Annotated in this window: 13 protein-coding genes; 5 read left to right on the forward strand and 8 right to left on the reverse strand. The window is 72.9% G+C overall.

All coding sequences use genetic code 11. The features are described from left to right. Positions 1-369: 369 nt before the first annotated feature. Entirely contained in the window at positions 370-819 is a 450-nt protein-coding gene (locus IE109_RS21755; protein WP_189552707.1) for a PTS sugar transporter subunit IIA, read from the forward strand. Between the two features lie 83 nt (positions 820-902). Beyond that, positions 903-2,573 (forward strand): phosphoenolpyruvate--protein phosphotransferase, encoded by a 1,671-nt coding sequence (ptsP, locus tag IE109_RS21760; protein WP_189552708.1) that lies wholly within the window; start codon positions 903-905, stop codon positions 2,571-2,573. Between the two features lie 70 nt (positions 2,574-2,643). Here the strand turns inward: ptsP and IE109_RS21765 are convergent, their stop codons facing one another. Continuing rightward, a complete protein-coding gene (locus IE109_RS21765; protein WP_189552709.1) occupies positions 2,644-3,537 on the reverse strand; it encodes a DUF8829 domain-containing protein in 894 nt (297 codons plus the stop codon). 215 nt (positions 3,538-3,752) lie between these two features. On the opposite strand from IE109_RS21765, the gene IE109_RS33300 reads away from it, so the two are divergent. Continuing rightward, positions 3,753-4,109 (forward strand): hypothetical protein, encoded by a 357-nt coding sequence (locus IE109_RS33300; RefSeq protein WP_229891414.1) that lies wholly within the window; start codon positions 3,753-3,755, stop codon positions 4,107-4,109. A gap of 1 nt (position 4,110) precedes the next feature. Here IE109_RS33300 and IE109_RS21775 read toward each other — a convergent pair whose 3' ends face one another. Further along, a complete protein-coding gene (locus tag IE109_RS21775) occupies positions 4,111-4,683 on the reverse strand; it encodes a GNAT family N-acetyltransferase (protein WP_189552710.1) in 573 nt (190 codons plus the stop codon). Beyond that, on the reverse strand, positions 4,680-6,665 hold the full coding sequence (locus IE109_RS21780) for an acetoacetate--CoA ligase (RefSeq protein WP_189552711.1): 1,986 nt from the start codon (positions 6,663-6,665) through the stop codon (positions 4,680-4,682). The genes IE109_RS21775 and IE109_RS21780 overlap by 4 nt, the downstream gene beginning before the upstream one ends. Before the next feature lie 223 nt (positions 6,666-6,888). On the opposite strand from IE109_RS21780, the gene IE109_RS21785 reads away from it, so the two are divergent. Further along, complete coding sequence (locus IE109_RS21785; protein WP_189552712.1) at positions 6,889-9,258, forward strand: glycoside hydrolase family 31 protein; 2,370 nt, start codon at positions 6,889-6,891, stop codon at positions 9,256-9,258. A gap of 243 nt (positions 9,259-9,501) precedes the next feature. Here IE109_RS21785 and IE109_RS21790 read toward each other — a convergent pair whose 3' ends face one another. Then, positions 9,502-10,050: an NUDIX domain-containing protein gene (locus tag IE109_RS21790; protein WP_189552713.1), complete on the reverse strand. Its 549-nt coding sequence runs from the start codon at positions 10,048-10,050 to the stop codon at positions 9,502-9,504. Between IE109_RS21790 and IE109_RS21795 the strand changes: the two genes are divergently transcribed. Beyond that, a complete protein-coding gene (locus tag IE109_RS21795) occupies positions 10,049-10,936 on the forward strand; it encodes a M15 family metallopeptidase (RefSeq protein ID WP_189552714.1) in 888 nt (295 codons plus the stop codon). The genes IE109_RS21790 and IE109_RS21795 overlap by 2 nt on opposite strands. A gap of 122 nt (positions 10,937-11,058) precedes the next feature. On the opposite strand, the gene IE109_RS21800 is transcribed toward IE109_RS21795, so the two are convergent. The 4 genes from IE109_RS21800 to IE109_RS21815 are packed head-to-tail and all read right to left on the reverse strand — an operon-like array spanning position 11,059 to position 15,229. Further along, the gene (locus IE109_RS21800) at positions 11,059-11,670 is read right to left on the reverse strand and encodes a GTP-binding protein (RefSeq protein WP_189552715.1); all 612 of its coding nucleotides are present in this window, start codon (positions 11,668-11,670) and stop codon (positions 11,059-11,061) included. Next, positions 11,651-12,070 carry a DUF742 domain-containing protein gene (locus tag IE109_RS21805; protein ID WP_189552716.1) on the reverse strand — a complete coding sequence of 140 codons (420 nt, stop codon included), beginning with the start codon at positions 12,068-12,070 and terminating at the stop codon, positions 11,651-11,653. Before IE109_RS21805 ends, IE109_RS21800 begins: the two co-directional genes overlap by 20 nt. Positions 12,071-12,080: 10 nt before the next feature. After that, a complete protein-coding gene (locus IE109_RS21810) occupies positions 12,081-12,530 on the reverse strand; it encodes a roadblock/LC7 domain-containing protein (RefSeq protein WP_189552717.1) in 450 nt (149 codons plus the stop codon). Next, positions 12,527-15,229, reverse strand: coding sequence for a nitrate- and nitrite sensing domain-containing protein (locus IE109_RS21815; RefSeq protein ID WP_189552718.1), 2,703 nt, complete (start codon positions 15,227-15,229; stop codon positions 12,527-12,529). The genes IE109_RS21810 and IE109_RS21815 overlap by 4 nt, the downstream gene beginning before the upstream one ends. Between the last annotated feature and the right edge of the window lie 293 nt (positions 15,230-15,522).

The raw sequence follows: 15,522 nt of genomic DNA on the forward strand, positions 1-15,522 counted from the left end.
GCCACCCGCTGGAGCGGGCTGCCGGGCCGTTCTTCGCTTTCGCGCTTTCCCTTTCCGGCGGCTCCGACTCTATCAGCCTTTTTCCGACCCCCTGACCACCTCACGGACACACAGAGGTGTAGACCAGTTAGGATCCGGCTTGAGAGTCACTGCCGGCCTCCGACTCAGAGTTGCGTCGTGGCCAAGCAGGGGTACGACCCTACCGCCCGTTGGCAGTTGAGGCAAATCGCTTCCGGCGGTCCCTAGGCCCGCCAACCTGGACCTATCGGGCGGAACCCGGACTTCTCATGACATACGCTTCGGATCAGTACGCCGTCCAGGACAGGCAGTGACGGCGCCACAGAATCTCCACCCCCTGGGAGGCCCCCCATGACCACCGTGACGTCGCCGCTCGAGGGCCGCGCCATCGGACTCGCCGCCGTGCCCGACCCGGTCTTCTCCGGGGCCATGGTCGGCCCGGGCACCGCCATCGACCCCGTGCGTGAGCCGTCCACGGCGGTGGCGCCCGTGGACGGCATCGTCGTGTCCCTTCACCCGCACGCCTTCGTGGTCGTGGACGGCGAGGGGCACGGGGTGCTCACGCACCTGGGCATCGACACCGTGCAGCTCAACGGCGAGGGCTTCGAGCTGCTCGTGAACAAGGGGGACACCGTGACGCGCGGGCAGGCCGTCGTGCGCTGGAACCCCGCCGCCGTAGAAGCGGCCGGCAAGTCGCCGATCTGCCCGATCGTGGCCCTGGAGGCCACCGCCGACTCCCTGAGCGACGTCGTCGACACGGGCGACGTGAAGGACGGCGACTCCCTCTTCTCCTGGCAGTGATGCCACGGCCGTCGTGACGGGCGGCAGCGGGTCGGGACATTCAACGTGGCGGTCCGGCCGCCACTCAATCGGAGACAGGTGTAATGGAGACAACGCTGCGGGGCGTCGGCGTGAGCCACGGTGTGGCGATCGGCGAGGTCCGCCACATGGGCACGGCGGTTCTCGAGCCGCCGGCGAAGCAGATCCCGGCCGAGGAGGCGGAGCGCGAACAGGGGCGTGCCCGCCAGGCCGTCGAGGCCGTGGCGGCCGACCTGGTCGCGCGCGGCAATCTGGCCGGTGGCGAGGCCCAGGCCGTGCTCGAGGCGCAGGCCATGATGGCCCAGGACCCCGAACTGATGGCCGACGTCGAGCGTCGAATCGCCGTGGGGAGCACGGCCGAGCGGGCCGTGTACGACGCGTTCGCCGCCTATCGGGCCCTGCTGGCCGGTGCCGGGGAGTACCTGGCGGGGCGGGTCGCCGACCTGGACGACGTGCGGAACCGGATCGTGGCGCGGCTGCTGGGTGTGCCGATGCCGGGTGTTCCGGACAGTGACGAGCCTTACGTGCTGATCGCTCGGGATCTGGCTCCGGCCGACACGGCGCTGCTGGACCCGGCGCTGGTGCTCGGTTTCGTGACCGAGGAGGGCGGGCCGACCAGCCACAGCGCGATCCTGGCGCGGGCGCTGGGGGTGCCCGCGGTGGTGGCGCTGCCGGGGGCCGGTGAGCTGGCCGAGGGCACGGTGATCGCGGTCGACGGCAGCACGGGCGAGATCTTCGTGGAGCCGGGCGACGAGAAGCGGGCGGAGCTGGAGCGGGCGGCCGCGGCGCGCAAGGCCGCGCTGTCGGCGGCGACCGGTCCGGGTGCCACGTCGGACGGGCACAAGGTGCCGCTGCTGGCGAACGTCGGCGGGCCGGGCGACGTGGCGGCGGCCGTGGAGGCCGGGGCCGAGGGTGTGGGTCTGTTCCGGACCGAGTTCCTGTTCCTGGACGACAGCAAGCAGGCGCCGTCGGAGGCCAAGCAGGTCGAGGCGTACCGCAAGGTGCTGGAGGCGTTCCCCGAGGGCCGGGTCGTCGTGCGGGTGCTGGACGCGGGTGCGGACAAGCCGCTGGACTTCCTGACGCCGGCGGACGAGCCGAATCCGGCACTGGGTGTGCGAGGTCTGCGGACGCTGCTGGACCACCCGGAGGTCTTGCGGACGCAGTTGTCGGCGCTGGCCAAGGCGGCCGAGGGGCTGCCGGTGTATCTCGAGGTCATGGCGCCGATGGTGGCGGACCGCGCGGACGCCAGGGCTTTCGCGGACGCCTGTCGCCGGGCGGGGCTCCAGGCGAAGTTCGGTGCGATGGTGGAGATCCCTTCGGCGGCGCTGCGGGCGCGTTCGATCCTCCAGGAGGTGGAGTTCCTGTCGCTGGGTACGAACGATCTGGCGCAGTACACCTTCGCCGCCGATCGGCAGGTGGGCGCGGTGTCCCGGTTGCAGGACCCGTGGCAGCCGGCGCTGCTCGACCTGGTGGCGCTCGCGGCCGAGGCGGCCAGGGCCGAGGGCAAGAGCTGTGGTGTGTGCGGTGAGGCCGCCGCGGATCCGCTGCTCGCGTGTGTGCTGACGGGACTGGGGGTCACCTCCCTGTCGATGGGTGCCGCGTCGATTCCGTATGTGCGGGCGACACTGGCCAAGTACACGCTGGCGCAGTGCGAGCGGGCGGCGGCGGCCGCGCGGGCGACGGACTCGGCGGAGGAGGCGCGGCTCGCGGCGCAGGCGGTGCTGTCCGGGGAGTAGTTCCCGGGTGCGAGGTCGTGGAGGGGCTTTCCCGCCGGTGGGCGGGGAAGCCCCTTCTCGTCGTCCGGGGTCAGTGGTGGGTGGGCCAGGGGTCGTCGGGGGTGATGTCGAAGCCGGCGCGGTAGTCGACGCCGGGTTCGGGCGGGAGGGGTTCTCCGGTGTCGGCGTCGGTGCAGTAGGCGTTGAACACCTCGGCCTCGGTGAGCGGGACGAGCCGGCCTCGGTCGAGGCGCCAGCCGTGCACGCGGTCGGGTGTGGCGGGGGTGGTGGTGCGCAGGACGAGGCCCCCGGGGCTTTCGAGGGCGATTCCCGCCGCGAGGACGGTGACGAACTCGGCCGCTTCGGTGGTGTCGAGCACGGCGGGGCCGGTGGGGGGCCGGTCGGTGTGGAGGACTGCGAGGAGCTGTTCGTCGGCGGGGATGCTGCAAACGAGGTGGTGGGTACCGGGTCCGGCTGCGTCGAGCAGCCGGGTCAGTGTGTGGGTGGCATGGTCGAAGGCGGCGCGGCCGATGTCCTGGCCGCAGTCGGCGCACTCGCCGATGTCGGTGAGGAGCATGGTGGCGTATTCCCAGGTGGCCTGCCGGACCGCGCGGTGGACGAGGGTCGGGACGAGCCGGTCGATGGGCTGGCCGGTGTAGGCGACGCAGGCGCCGGTGGCGGCGATCTCGGCGGTGTAGCGGCTGCGGCTGGCCGGGGTGTCGGGGTCGAGTCCCGTCTCGGCGCAGTAGACGGCGTAGTCCTCGGGGTCGAAGAGGGCGACGGTGGTGTGGCCGCCTTCGCCGACGAGGGCCTTGAGGAGCTCTTCCACCTGGTGGAGGTAGGTCTCGTGGTCGTCGAAGGTGAAGCTGCGGTAGCGGCGGCGCATCGCGGTGAAGTCCTGGTCGTCGGCGAGGATGCCGACGGTGCTCGGCACTTCTCGGCGCAGTGCGCGCCGCATGGTCGCCGCGGTCCTGTCGTGTGCCATGAATCCCCCTTGTTCATCGGTGCTCACTCACAGTAATCGGAGGCACTGACAGCGGGGTGATGGTCTGCCCGTGGGCGGACCAGGCGGTGCTGCGTGCGGAGGGTGCGGGCGAAGGTGGCGCCAGGGCGTCCGGCCGAGGAGGCCCGCGGTGGTGACGGCGGTGCCCAGCTGACACAGGAGCGGGCGGGTGTCCAAGCACGTGGCATCGACCTGTGGTGGGGGCTGCGGAAGACGCGACGACGCCGGCCCGGCACGACGTGACGCGGCGGCGTGGGGAGCTGATCGCGGAGCCGGCGCGCCACGGCATCCCGGAGCCCGGGGAGAGCGGGCCGAACGTGTGGGTGCCGGTGCGCGACGGGTCGGCGGTGGTGAACGGACTGCGGTCGGCCGGCTGGTGGTTGGCGGCCGGGGGCCGGTTCCGGATCGCGGCGCCCACGGGCGTACGGATCACCGGGGCACCGCCGGCCGACGCGGCGGAGCCGGCCGACGGGGCGGAGCCGGCCGACGGGGCGGAGCCGGCCTCGGACTCCGGCGCCGCGCCGGGCGGGTCCGAGGCCGTGTACGGCGGGTGAGTCAGAGGCTTTCGAAGGGATGCGCCCGGGCGAACTCCGGGGCGGTCATCCCCAGGAGCACCAGGTCGTGGTGGCGGCCCGCGAAGTACTCGTGGTCACGCAGCCTGCCCTCCTCGACGAAGCCGAGCCCCCGGTGCAGGGCGAGCGAGGCGTCGTTGAACGCGTAGATGCCCGCCTCGCACTTGTGGTAGCGCCGCTCGCCGAACATGAAGCGCAGCAGCAGGATCACCGCGTCGGTGGCGTAACCGCGCCGCTGGTGCTCGTGGCCGATGCCGACGCCGTAGCGGAAGCGGCCGGCGCGGGGGTCGGTCGCGTGGGTGGAGAGGGATCCGACCGGCTCGCCGGTGTCCAGGGCCTCGATGGCGAGCCGGAAGTCGTCGCCGGCCGGCGGGGCCACGGACTGCTCGGCCGCCCACGCGTGGTACTGCTCGGCGGAGCGTGGCGGGTGGAGGACGTCGAGGGAGCGCTGGTGCCGGCTGTGGGCGTCGAAGTCCATGAACGCCTGCCAGTCCTCCGGCTCGATGCCTCTGAGCCGTACCCGCCTGCCGGTCCAGAAGGAGCCGGGGGCGCTCATCGGATCTTCCGGGCCCGCTCGTGGGCGAGGCGCTCGTAGAACCGGAGCAGGTCGAGGTTGTCGACGGAGCCCGGGTTGACGGCCTTGGACAGGTCGGTGCCCTGGAGCAGGCGTTTGACCGGGACCTCGATGCGCTTGCCGGTGAGGGTGTGCGGGACGCCGGGGACCTCGATGATCTCGTCCGGGACGTGGCGGGGGGAGAGCTCCTCCCGGATGGTCCGCTTGATGCGGGCGACCAGGTCGTCGTCCAGGGCGGCGCCTTCGGCGAGGTGCACGAAGAGCGGCATCCAGTAGCCGCCGTCCGGCTCCTCCAGGCCGATGACCAGGGATTCGCGGATCTCCGGGAGCCGTTCGACCGCCTCGTAGATGTCGGCGCTCCCCATACGGACGCCCTGCCGGTTCAGGGTGGAGTCGGAGCGGCCGTGGATGACGACGGAGCCCCGGTCGGTGAGGGTGATCCAGTCGCCGTGGCGCCATACGCCCGGGTACATGTCGAAGTAGCTGTCGTGGTACCGGCTGCCGTCGGGGTCGTTCCAGAACCGGACCGGCATGGAGGGCATGGGGTTGGTGACGACCAGCTCCCCGACCTCTCCGGTGACGGGCTCGCCCTGCGGGTCCCAGGCCTGGAGGTCGGTGCCCAGGCAGGGGGCCTGGAGTTCGCCGATGTGCACGGGGAGGGTGGGCACGGCGCCGGCGAAGCAGCTGCACACGTCCGTGCCGCCGCTGACGGAGGCGATCCACAGGTCGTCGCGGACCTCGTCGTGGAGCCAGCGGAAGCCGTCCGGCGGGAGCGGTGAGCCGGTGGTGGCGACGCAGGTGATCCGGGACAGGTCGTGGTCGCGGGAGGGGTGGACCCCGGCCTTGCGGCAGGCCATGACGTACGCGGCGGAGGTGCCGTACAGGGTGGCGCCGGTGATCTCGGCGACGCGCCACTGGGCGCCGGTGTCGGGGTGGCCGGGGCTGCCGTCGTACACCACCACCGTGGTGCCGGTGAGCAGGCCGGAGACGAGGAAGTTCCACATCATCCAGCCGGTGGAGGTGTACCAGAAGAAGCGGTCCTCGGGGCCCAGGTCGCAGTGGAGTCCCAGTTGCTTGAAGTGCTCCAGGAGGATGCCGCCCTGGGACTGGACGATCGCCTTGGGCAGGCCGGTCGTACCGGAGGAGTACAGGACCCACAGGGGGTGGTCGAAGCGGACGGGCTCGAAGACCGGTTCGGTGTCCCCGGCGGTGAGGTCGGACCATTCGAGGGAGCCTTCCGGCGCCTCGGTGCCGAGGAGCGGGATGTGCACGACCGCCCGCAGGGAGGGCAGTTCGCGGCGGAGTTCGGCGACGGTGTCGCGGCGGTCGTGCTCCTTGCCGCCGTAGCGGTAGCCGTCGACGGTGAACAGCACGACCGGCTCGACCTGCTGGAACCGGTCGAGGACGCTGCGGGCGCCGAAGTCGGGGGCGCAGGAGGTCCACACGGCGCCCACGGCGGCGGTGGCGAGGAGCGCGGTGACGGCCTGCGGGATGTTCGGCAGGTAGCCGCTGACGCGGTCGCCGGGGCGTACGCCGAGGGCGCGCAGCTCGGCGGCGAGGGCGCCCACCTGGCGGCGCAGCTCGGCCCAGCTGACGGGCGTCACCTCCTGCGTCTCGTCCACGTGCAGCAGGGCGGGCGCGTCGGGCCGGTCGGCGGCGGCGCGCAGCGCGTGCTCGGCGTAGTTGAGGGTGGCCCCGGGGAACCACTGGGCGCCCGGCATGGAGCGGTCGCCGAGGACGCGCTCGTACGGCGTGGAGAACCGGATGTCGAACCACTCGGCGACCGCCTGCCAGAAGGTGTCGAGGTGGTCGACCGACCAGCGGTGCAGTGCGGCGTAGCCGCCGTCGGCGGGCGCGCCGTGCCGCTCGGCCGCCCAGGACTGGAAGCGGGTCACCCCCGCCGAGTCGATGCGGTCCTGGCCGGGCTGCCAGAGCGGCTCGGAGTGGGCGTGCTCTGTGGTCATGGGGCTGCTCCCTGGCTGTACGTCCCTGTACGCGGGTCTGCGTGGGTCGCGCGCACGTGCGGGGGTGTGCGCGTGACGCGGCTGACAGGACGATGCCATGTGATCGTTGTTCGCACCAGGGTCCCCCGCCCATGGTCGGCGGGATGAATATGTGGTCCCACCACGGGTGAACGGCAGTTGAACGGGGCCTGGGGGCCATGACGCGGGTGGCAGGGTGAGCGGCATGGACGGTCGTGATCTGGTGCGCTCGGTGAGGATCTTCAGCACGGTGCGCGGGCTGCGGGCGGCGCGGTCGGCGTGGCGGCAGCGGCGGGCGGACGCCGTCGGGCTGCGGCCGCGGGGGACGGAGCGGGCCCGGGTGCCGGGGCCCGCGGAGGGGGCCGAGCCGTTGCCGGGGGGCGGCGTCGTCCGCTTCGCCCGGGCGCGGTTGCGGGTGTGCGTGGGCAGCGGCGGCACGGTGTTCTGGGGGTGGGACGGAGCGGAGCCGCTGCCGTCGTACGCGCTGGCGGGCCGGCCGCCGGAGCCGGATCCTCGGGCGGAGCTGGAGCCCGACAAGGGCGGCGGCTGGCGGGTGGTGTCGGAGCGGGTGACGATCGCCGTGTCGCGCAACGGCGCCGTGGAGGTGCGTACGCCCGGCGGGGTGGTGCTGCGGCGGGATCTGCCGCCCCGCTGGTGGGAGCCGGTCACCGGGGGGCCCGCGCGGTGGGTGCAGCGGACGGAGGTGCCGGCCGACGCGCGGTTCTTCGGGCTGGGTGGACGGGCGGCCGGCCCTCGGCTGCGCGGCGGTACCTACCGGCTGTGGAACACCGACCCGCGCGGCGGCTTCGCCCCCGGCGACGACCCGCTCTACATCACCATGCCGGTCCAGCTGGTGGTCTCCGACGCGGGGACGCACCTGGCTTTCCACGACAACACGTGGGACGGCCTGGTGACGCTGCGCGAGGGCGAGGAGGGCGCGGGCTCGGGGCACGACCGGCCGGGCGCGAGCGAGGTGCGGATGAGCGGCGGGCCACTGCGCTGCTGGGTGGTCGTCGGCAGCCCCGCGCGCGTGCTGCACGGCTGGACGGTGCTGACCGGCGCGCCCGCGCTCCCGCCGTCGTGGGCGCTGGGGCCGCAGCACGCCCGGTGGGGGTTCGGCAGCGAGGCGGAGGTGCGGCGGGTGGTGGCCGGGTACCGGGAGCGGGACCTGCCGCTTTCGGCACTGCACCTGGACATCGACCACTACGACCGCCACCAGGTGTTCACCGTGGACCGGGAGCGGTTCCCGGACCTGCCCGGGCTCGCGCGGGACCTGCGCGAGGAGGGGGTGCGGCTGGTGTCGATCGTCGATCCGGGGGTGAAGGCGGAGCGGGGGAACGGGGTGTACGACGGCGGCGCCGCCGTCGGGCCCTCCGGGGCGTACGTGCGTGACGCGCGGGGCGCCGAGGTGCGCGGCGTGGTGTGGCCGGGCGAGTGCGTGTACCCGGACTTCACGGACCCGGCTGTACGGGAGTGGTGGGGCGGGTTGTACGAGGAGCGGCTCGCGCAGGGGTTCTCCGGGGTGTGGCACGACATGAACGAGCCGGTGTCCTTCACGCCGTTCGGCGACATGACGCTGCCGCGTTCGGCACGGCACGCGCTGGAGGGCCGGGGCGGTGACCACCGGGAGGCCCACAACGTGTACGGGCTGGCGATGGCACGGGCCGGGTACGAGGGGCTGCGCCGGCTGCGTCCGGACGAGCGGCCCTTCCTGTTCTCGCGCTCCGGGTGGGCCGGGATGCAGCGGTACGGCGGCACCTGGTCGGGCGACCTCTCCACCGGGTGGCCGGGGCTGCGGGCCTCGCTGTCGCTGGTGCTGGGGCTGGGGCTGTGCGGGGTGCCGTACTCCGGGCCGGACGTGGGCGGGTTCGACGGGAGCCCGTCACCGGAACTGTTCCTGCGGTGGTTCCAGCTGGGTGCGTGGCTGCCGCTGTTCCGCACGCACGCGGCGATCGACGCGGGGCGCCGCGAGCCGTGGGAGTTCGGCCCGGAGGTGCTGGAGTACGCCCGGGCGGCGCTGGCGGAGCGGGAGCGGCTGCGGCCCTACTTCATGACGCTCGCGCGTTTGGCGCGGCTCACGGGCGCCCCCTACGCACGGCCGGTGTGGTGGGGCTGTCCGGAGGAGCGGGCGCTGCGCGACTGCGAGGACGCCTTCCTGCTGGGGGACGCGCTGCTGGTGGCGCCCGTGCTGGAGCGCGGGACGGACCGGCGGGCGGTGCGGCTGCCGCGCGGGCGCTGGTACGACACGGCGACGGGGCAGGTGTACGAGGGACCCGGGCAGGTCCTGGTGGACGCGCCGCTGTCGCGGATCCCGGTGCTCGCCCGCGCGGGTGCGGTGCTCCCGGTGCGGGGCGCGGACGGCGCGGACGAGCTGGAGGTGTGGGCCCCGGCCGTGGGGCGCACCGGTGGCGGGCTGGTGGTGCGGGACGCCGGGGACGGCTGGGCGGAGGCGGGGGTCGAGCGGTACGCGTCCCGGCGGGTGGACGGCCGGGTCGTGGTGGAGCGGGTCACGGAGGACGGCGCGGTGGAGGTCGTGGAGCGGGTGCGGGTGCGGGGGGCGGCGGGTCAGGTGTAGCGGGTGGGTGAGTGAGTGGCGCCCCGTGCGGTGAGGTGGGGTGGGGTGCATGAGGTCGGTGCGGTGGGCGGGGCCGGTGCGGTGGGATGGGGTGGATGCGGTGGGCGGGGCCGGTGCGGTGGGATGGGCGCAGGCACGGTTGGAGCGGTTGCCTACGCGGTGGGGAGGGAGCGGCGGGGTCGGGGGTTCGCCGCCGGCGAGGTCGGTCAGTGGGCTGCCGGCACGGTCGGTGGTAGCGGGTCGTCAGGTGTAGCGGCCCGCGAACCAGTTGGCGACGGCCGTCGTGTGGAGGGGGAAGGCCAGCTCCGCCGGGGCGCGCAGCAGGTGGTACCCGGCCGTCTCGTCGGTGGCGGCGGAGGGCGGGAGGCCGGCCGCGGGGCGTTCGGGCAGGAGGCCGAAGACCAGCAGGTGCCCGGCGGGCGAGCTCATCGCGTCGGCCAGGGCCACGTCGGCGGCGGCGGCCTCGATGCCGGTCTCCTCCCCGAGCTCGCGGACCACCGCGTACCGCCAGTCCTCGGCGTGGTCGATGAAGCCGCCGGGCAGGGCGACGCCGCCGCGCTGCGGTTCGATGGTGCGGGTGATGACGACGAGGCCCGTGCCGTGTGCGTCGGTCACGGGAAGCAGTGCCACGGCGACGGGCAGCGGGTTGCGGTGGGCGACGGCGCCGCAGGCCGGGCAGACGCGGGGCCAGCCGGAACCGGCCGGGTGAGGAGCGCCGCATCTCGTGCAATGGGTGGCCTTCACGGGGAGGGACTGTACCGGCTCGGTCCGCACCTGGTAGACGGTGTGCATGACAGGACGTGCATCCGTGCTCTTTGTGGCCCCCGTGGGTTTCGCGGCCACTGTTTCCCGGGCCCTGGTGGCGGCCGCCACCGCGTTCCTCCTCGTGTCGGCGGCCCCGGCGCCTGCCGCCGCGCGGGCCACGCCCGAGCCGAAGGCCCCGAAGGAGTTCGTGGCCCTCCGCTCCGTCGACCCGACGATCATCCAGGAGATGCGCTACACGACGGAGCACAACTTCGTCGGCCGGCCGGTGGACGGCTACCGGCAGCCGGTGTGCCTCCTGACCCGGCCGGCCGCGCTGGCGTTGCACCGGGCGCAGGTGAAGCTGTCGCGGCGGGGCTATTCGCTGAAGGTGTACGACTGTTACCGGCCGCAGCGGGCCGTGGACCACTTCGTGCGGTGGGCGAAGGACCTGCGGGACGAGAGGATGAAGGCGGAGTTCTATCCGCTGGTGGCCAAGTCCCGGCTCTTCGAGGACGGATACATCGCCGAGAGGTCGGGGCACAGCCGGGGCTCCACGGTGGACGTGACGGTCGTCAGGCTTCCGGCGACACCGACCCGTCCCTATGAGCCGGGTGAGCGGCTGGTGCCCTGCTACGCCCCGCAGGGCGAGCGCTTCCCCGACAACTCCGTGGACATGGGGACGGGTTTCGACTGCTTCGACACCCTCTCTCACACGGACGACCCGCGTGTGCGGGGGGTGCGGCGGGCGAACCGGCAACTGCTGAAGGGCGCGCTCGGCGGGGAGGGGTTCGTCAACCTCCCCGAGGAGTGGTGGCACTTCACGTACAAGCCGGAGCTGTTTCCCGACACGTACTTCGATTTCCCGGTCTCCAGGCGGTCGGTGGCCGGGCACGAGGGGATGTACCCCGGATGCCGGGGACGCGGTGGCTCGTGACCGCCCAGGGAGCGGGATGGCGCGCCGCGTACGTGGTGTCGGTCCGCGGGCTCGGACGTCACGGGCCGGCCCGGTACGTCGCAAGGGCGCACCTCGCCCGGTGGGGAGCGGGCCGGGGCGGATCAGGTGGTGACGGGTTCGCGGGTGCGGGCGGCGAGGGTCAGCGCGTGTTCGACCACGGCGACGAGCACCGCCTTGACCGACTCCCGTTCCCGCGCGTCGCACAGCATCAGCGGCACCTCCGGGTCGAGGTCCAGTGCCGTCCTCACCGTCTCGGCGGGGAAGCGTGCCGTCCCCTCGAAGCAGTTGACGGCCACGGCGAAGGGGATACCCCGTCGCTCGAAGTAGTCGATCGCGGCGAAACTGTCCTCCAGGCGGCGGGTGTCGCACAGCACCACCGCCCCCAGGGCGCCCTGCGCCAGCTCGTCCCACAGGAACCAGAAGCGGTCCTGGCCCGGCGTACCGAACAGGTACAGCACCAGGTCCTCGCGGACCGTGATGCGTCCGAAGTCCATGGCGACGGTGGTGGTGGACTTGGTCTCGATGCCGTGCAGGTCGTCGACCGGCCGGCCGGCCTCGGTGAGGGTCTCCTCGGTGCGCAGCGGCCGGATCTCGCTGACCGCGCCCACCAGGGTGGTCTTGCCCACTCCGAAGCCGCCCGCGACCAGGATCTTCAGCGTCACCGGCTCGACCGGTCGCTTCCTGCGGCCGGTGCTAGAGCGCCCGAAGACCATTGATCACCTCACGGAGGATGCTGACGTCCGGCAGCTCGGCCGGCGGTACGGGACGGGTTACGTGGACGAGTTCGTCCTCGACGAGGTCGCCGACCAGGACGCGGACCACCCCGACGGGGAGGTCCAGTCCGGAGGCCAGTTCGGCGATCGACCGGGGTAGGTCGCTGCACCTTTCGACGATCTCGACGTGTTCGGGCGACAGGGTCTGGTCGCGGCCGGGGTCGTCCGCCGCGGGTTCGGGGACGACCACCGCGATCAGGTCGAGGCGGTGGCGGGTGGCGCTGCTGGTGCGGCCGCGTGTCATGGCGTACGGGCGGACCACCGGGCCCGCGTCGTCGTCGAACCAGTGGTGCGGCTCATGGCGGTCCCGGCGTCTGTGCGGCCCTGCTGCGTCACTCATCGCATCCCCCTCACCCTCCGGAGTGCAGTCCGGTCCGAGGTGCCGTCGCGAGGTGGACCCCGACCCGCTTGACCATCAGCGTCATCTCGTACGCGACGAGCCCGACGTCCGAGTCGGCGTCCGCGAGCACGGCGAGGCAGCTGCCGTCACCAGCGGCCGTGACGAAGAGGAAGGCGTCCTCGAGCTCGACCACGGTCTGGCGCACCCGGCCGGCGTCGAAGTGGCGGCCGACGCCCTTCGCCAGGCTGTGGAACCCGGAGGCCACGGCCGCCATGTGCTCGCTGTCCTCGCGACTGAGGTCCTTGGAGGCCCCGGTGGCGAGGCCGTCGCTGGAGAGCACCAGTGCCTTGCGGATCGAGCCGACCCGGTCGACCAACTCGTCCAGGAGCCAGTTGAGTTCGCCGGTCGAACCGGTCGAACCGGTCGAGTCGGGTGCTGCTGCGGCGTTCGGTGCGGTCATCGACCGTCTCCCTCGGGTGTCGTTCCTCGTGCTGTATCGCCGTGGCCGGCGGGCGGATGGCTCTCGGCGTTGTGCCTGCGCCCTCGCTGCCAGCCTCGTTGCATCGCCGCCATACGGCTGCGTACTTCTTCCGCTTCGCGTTCGGTGGCGCCTTCCGAGTCGCGACCGGTGTCCTTGTCCTCCGTGGAGGCGCGCCGGGCGGCCTCCCTGAGCTGGGGCGCGAGGCTCGCCTGGCGTACGCGCCGGGGGAGACCGCGGAGCAGCAGGGTGGCGTCGTCGCCGGAGGTGGTGTTCTCGCCCCGCGTCCGGGGCGCGGTCTGCCCGGGTGCGGGCCGCGTGGGAACCGCTTCGGCGGGGGCGCCGGGCGCAGGGTGCGAGCGGCCCCGCTCGTCCAGGCGCCGGCCGCGGTGTGCGACGAGGGTGGGTGGCTTGCGGCGCGGGAGCGGGACGAGACCGTCCGTCGTTCCCTCGGGACCGGTCTGGTCGGTGGCCTGCTGGTGCTGCTCGTGGTCGGCGTGGCCGCCGGCCACGGGGCGCAGCGGCGGACGGGCGCGGAACAGCCCGCCGCCCTCGCCCTCCGTCGCCTCCAGGTCGCCGAGCCGGTCGTCGAGGTCGGTGAGGCCGGCGAGCCGGTCATCGAGTCCGAGCGCCCCCACCGGGGCCTCCAGCTCGACCGGCCCGTCGAGAACGGACGGGCCGGTGGCGGAGGACGGGCCGGAGGACCTCTTGGAGAGCGCCGCACGCCGGTGCGGGGCGTCCTTGCCGCCCTTGCGGTCGAGACGGAATCCGGCGCCCTGCGTCTCGGGCGCGTCGGTGAGCAGCGCGGCCGGCAGGAACACGACCGCGGTGGTCCCTCCGTACGGGGAGGGCTGGAGCGAGACCCGTACGTTCTGGCGCTGGGCGAGGCGGCTGATGACGAAGAGGCCGAGCCGGTCGGTGTCGGAGAGCTCGAACTCGGGGGTCTCGGCGAGCCGCAGGTTCGCGTCGAGCAGGGCTTCGGGGGTCATGCCGAGGCCGCGGTCGTCGATTTCGAGGGTGAAGCCGTTGGCGACCCGCTCGCCGTGGACGTGGACGGCGGTGTGCGGCGGGGAGAACACGGTGGCGTTCTCCAGGAGTTCGGCGATCAGGTGGGTGAGGTCGGCGACCGCCGGGCCGCCGACGCCGATGCGCGGCAGACGCCGTACCTCGATGCGCTCGTAGTCCTCGACCTCCGCGACCGCGGCCCGGACGACGTCCATCAGCTGGACCGGCTTGCGCCACTGCCGGGAGGGCGCGGCGCCGGAGAGGATGACCAGGCCCTCGGCGTGGCGCCGCATGCGGGTGGTCAGGTGGTCCAGGCGGAACAGGTCGGCGAGTTCCTCGGTGTCCTCGGTGCGCCGCTCCATGGTGTCGAGGAGGGTGAGCTGGCGGTGGAGGAGCACCTGGTTGCGCCGGGCGAGGTTGACGAACACCTCGGAGACGCCGCGCCGCATGTCCGCCTGTTTGACGGCGGCCTCCACGGCGGCCCGCTGGAGGGTGTTGAGGGCCTGGCCGACCTGGCCGACCTCGTCCTTCTCGTACTCCAGGTGGGGCACTTCGGTTTCGACGTCGACGTGTTCACCTGCGGCGAGGCGGCGCATCACGCTGGGCAGCCGTACGCCGGAGACCTCCTGGGCCTCCTTGCGCAGCCGCCGCAGGTCGCGGACGAGGCCCCGTCCGACGCGTACGGAGACCACGACCGAGACCAGCAGGGCGAGGAAGCCGAGCACGCCGGCGACGCCCGCCTTGAGCAGGACGCTGTGGGCGACGGGCTCGACGCGGTCCTGGTAGCGGTTGCCGGCTTCGGTGTTCTCACGGGCCAGTTCGTCGAGGACCGGGGTCGCCAGTCCCTCCCAGCGCGCGGCCTCGATCGTGCGGGGCCCTTCGGTGACGCCGGCGGTGAGCAGCGCGTCCTCGGCGTCGCGCAGCGGTTCGGTCTCGGGGCCGCGCCAGTACGCCTGGAAGATCTCCCGTTCGGAGCTGGGCAGCAGCTCCAGGTTGACCTCGTACAGCAGCTCGCGGTGGGCGGCGAGGTCGGAGATGGCGCGGAGTTCCTGGGTGGTGATCCTGTTGCTGATGAGTGAGGAGACGACCAGGGCGTCCTCGCGGGACAGCATCTCGCGGGCGCGTACGACGCCGGTCAGGGCGCGGCCCTGCTTGTCCATCTCCACGTTCTCCACGGCGTGGAGGTTGGTGAGGAAGCTGTAGCAGGGGTCCACGAGGCGGTTGTAGAAGCCCAAGGCCTGGAGGCGGCCCACGGCGCGACTGTCGACGGAGCGGCGCAGTGCGGTGAGGTCGTCGAGCGCTTCGAGGAGCGAGTCGAGCCTGCCTGACGCCTGCGTGCTCAGGGCGTCGACGACCCCGGGGTCCTTGGCGCTGGCGCGGATCCGGGAGATGGCCCGGTCGGTCGCGGTGCGGTCGCGGCGGAGCACGGGAAGGGCCTCGGCGGAGCGCGGGTCGGCGAGGTAGATCAGCGTCTGGCGGCGTTCCCGCTGGATGACGTTGATGGTCTCCTCAAGGGGGTGCGCGACCCGCTCGACTATGTGGCCGACGTCGAGGAGTTGGCCGGCCTCGCGACCCGTGATGTAGGTGGCGAATCCCCAGAGGCCGGTGAGGGACAGGAGCGGCACCAGGAGCAACGCCACGATCTTCCTGCGGATCGACTTCCCGCGAAAGCGCATGGCCTCCCCCACTCGCACCCGCCTGTCGTCCGGCGTGGGTGTACACATCAACGCAGCAATAAACGGCGTGAGCCTACTACTGCATCACGGACAACTCGAAGGGACGTCCGGGCGATTTTCAGCCGCAGCTTGTCGCGCAGATCATGAGTTGTCCTGCTATTCGACGCGTTGACGATCGGTGCTGTGGTGGATGACACCTGGCTGGGCGTCACTTCTGTTTCATGGGCGGATGGCTGGAATTGTGTGTTCCGGGGGAATCTTCCCCGGCCACCGATCGTCCTTTCGTACGGGGA

Origin of the sequence: Streptomyces lavendofoliae, assembly GCF_014649735.1 — a bacterium.
In the GTDB taxonomy this organism is placed as follows: Bacteria; Actinomycetota; Actinomycetes; order Streptomycetales; family Streptomycetaceae; genus Streptomyces; species Streptomyces lavendofoliae.

Bases quoted from the DNA above. Each gene is read 5' to 3' on its own strand.
- IE109_RS21755 (WP_189552707.1), top strand. From the start codon at position 370: ATGACCACCGTGACGTCGCCGCTCGAGGGCCGCGCCATCGGACTCGCC.
- ptsP (WP_189552708.1), top strand. From the start codon at position 903: ATGGAGACAACGCTGCGGGGCGTCGGCGTGAGCCACGGTGTGGCGATC.
- IE109_RS21765 (WP_189552709.1), bottom strand. From the start codon at position 3,537: ATGGCACACGACAGGACCGCGGCGACCATGCGGCGCGCACTGCGCCGA.
- IE109_RS21775 (WP_189552710.1), bottom strand. From the start codon at position 4,683: ATGAGCGCCCCCGGCTCCTTCTGGACCGGCAGGCGGGTACGGCTCAGA.
- IE109_RS21780 (WP_189552711.1), bottom strand. From the start codon at position 6,665: ATGACCACAGAGCACGCCCACTCCGAGCCGCTCTGGCAGCCCGGCCAG.
- IE109_RS21785 (WP_189552712.1), top strand. From the start codon at position 6,889: ATGGACGGTCGTGATCTGGTGCGCTCGGTGAGGATCTTCAGCACGGTG.
- IE109_RS21795 (WP_189552714.1), top strand. From the start codon at position 10,049: ATGACAGGACGTGCATCCGTGCTCTTTGTGGCCCCCGTGGGTTTCGCG.
- IE109_RS21790 (WP_189552713.1), bottom strand. From the start codon at position 10,050: ATGCACACCGTCTACCAGGTGCGGACCGAGCCGGTACAGTCCCTCCCC.
- IE109_RS21800 (WP_189552715.1), bottom strand. From the start codon at position 11,670: ATGGTCTTCGGGCGCTCTAGCACCGGCCGCAGGAAGCGACCGGTCGAG.
- IE109_RS21805 (WP_189552716.1), bottom strand. From the start codon at position 12,070: ATGAGTGACGCAGCAGGGCCGCACAGACGCCGGGACCGCCATGAGCCG.
- IE109_RS21810 (WP_189552717.1), bottom strand. From the start codon at position 12,530: ATGACCGCACCGAACGCCGCAGCAGCACCCGACTCGACCGGTTCGACC.
- IE109_RS21815 (WP_189552718.1), bottom strand. From the start codon at position 15,229: ATGCGCTTTCGCGGGAAGTCGATCCGCAGGAAGATCGTGGCGTTGCTC.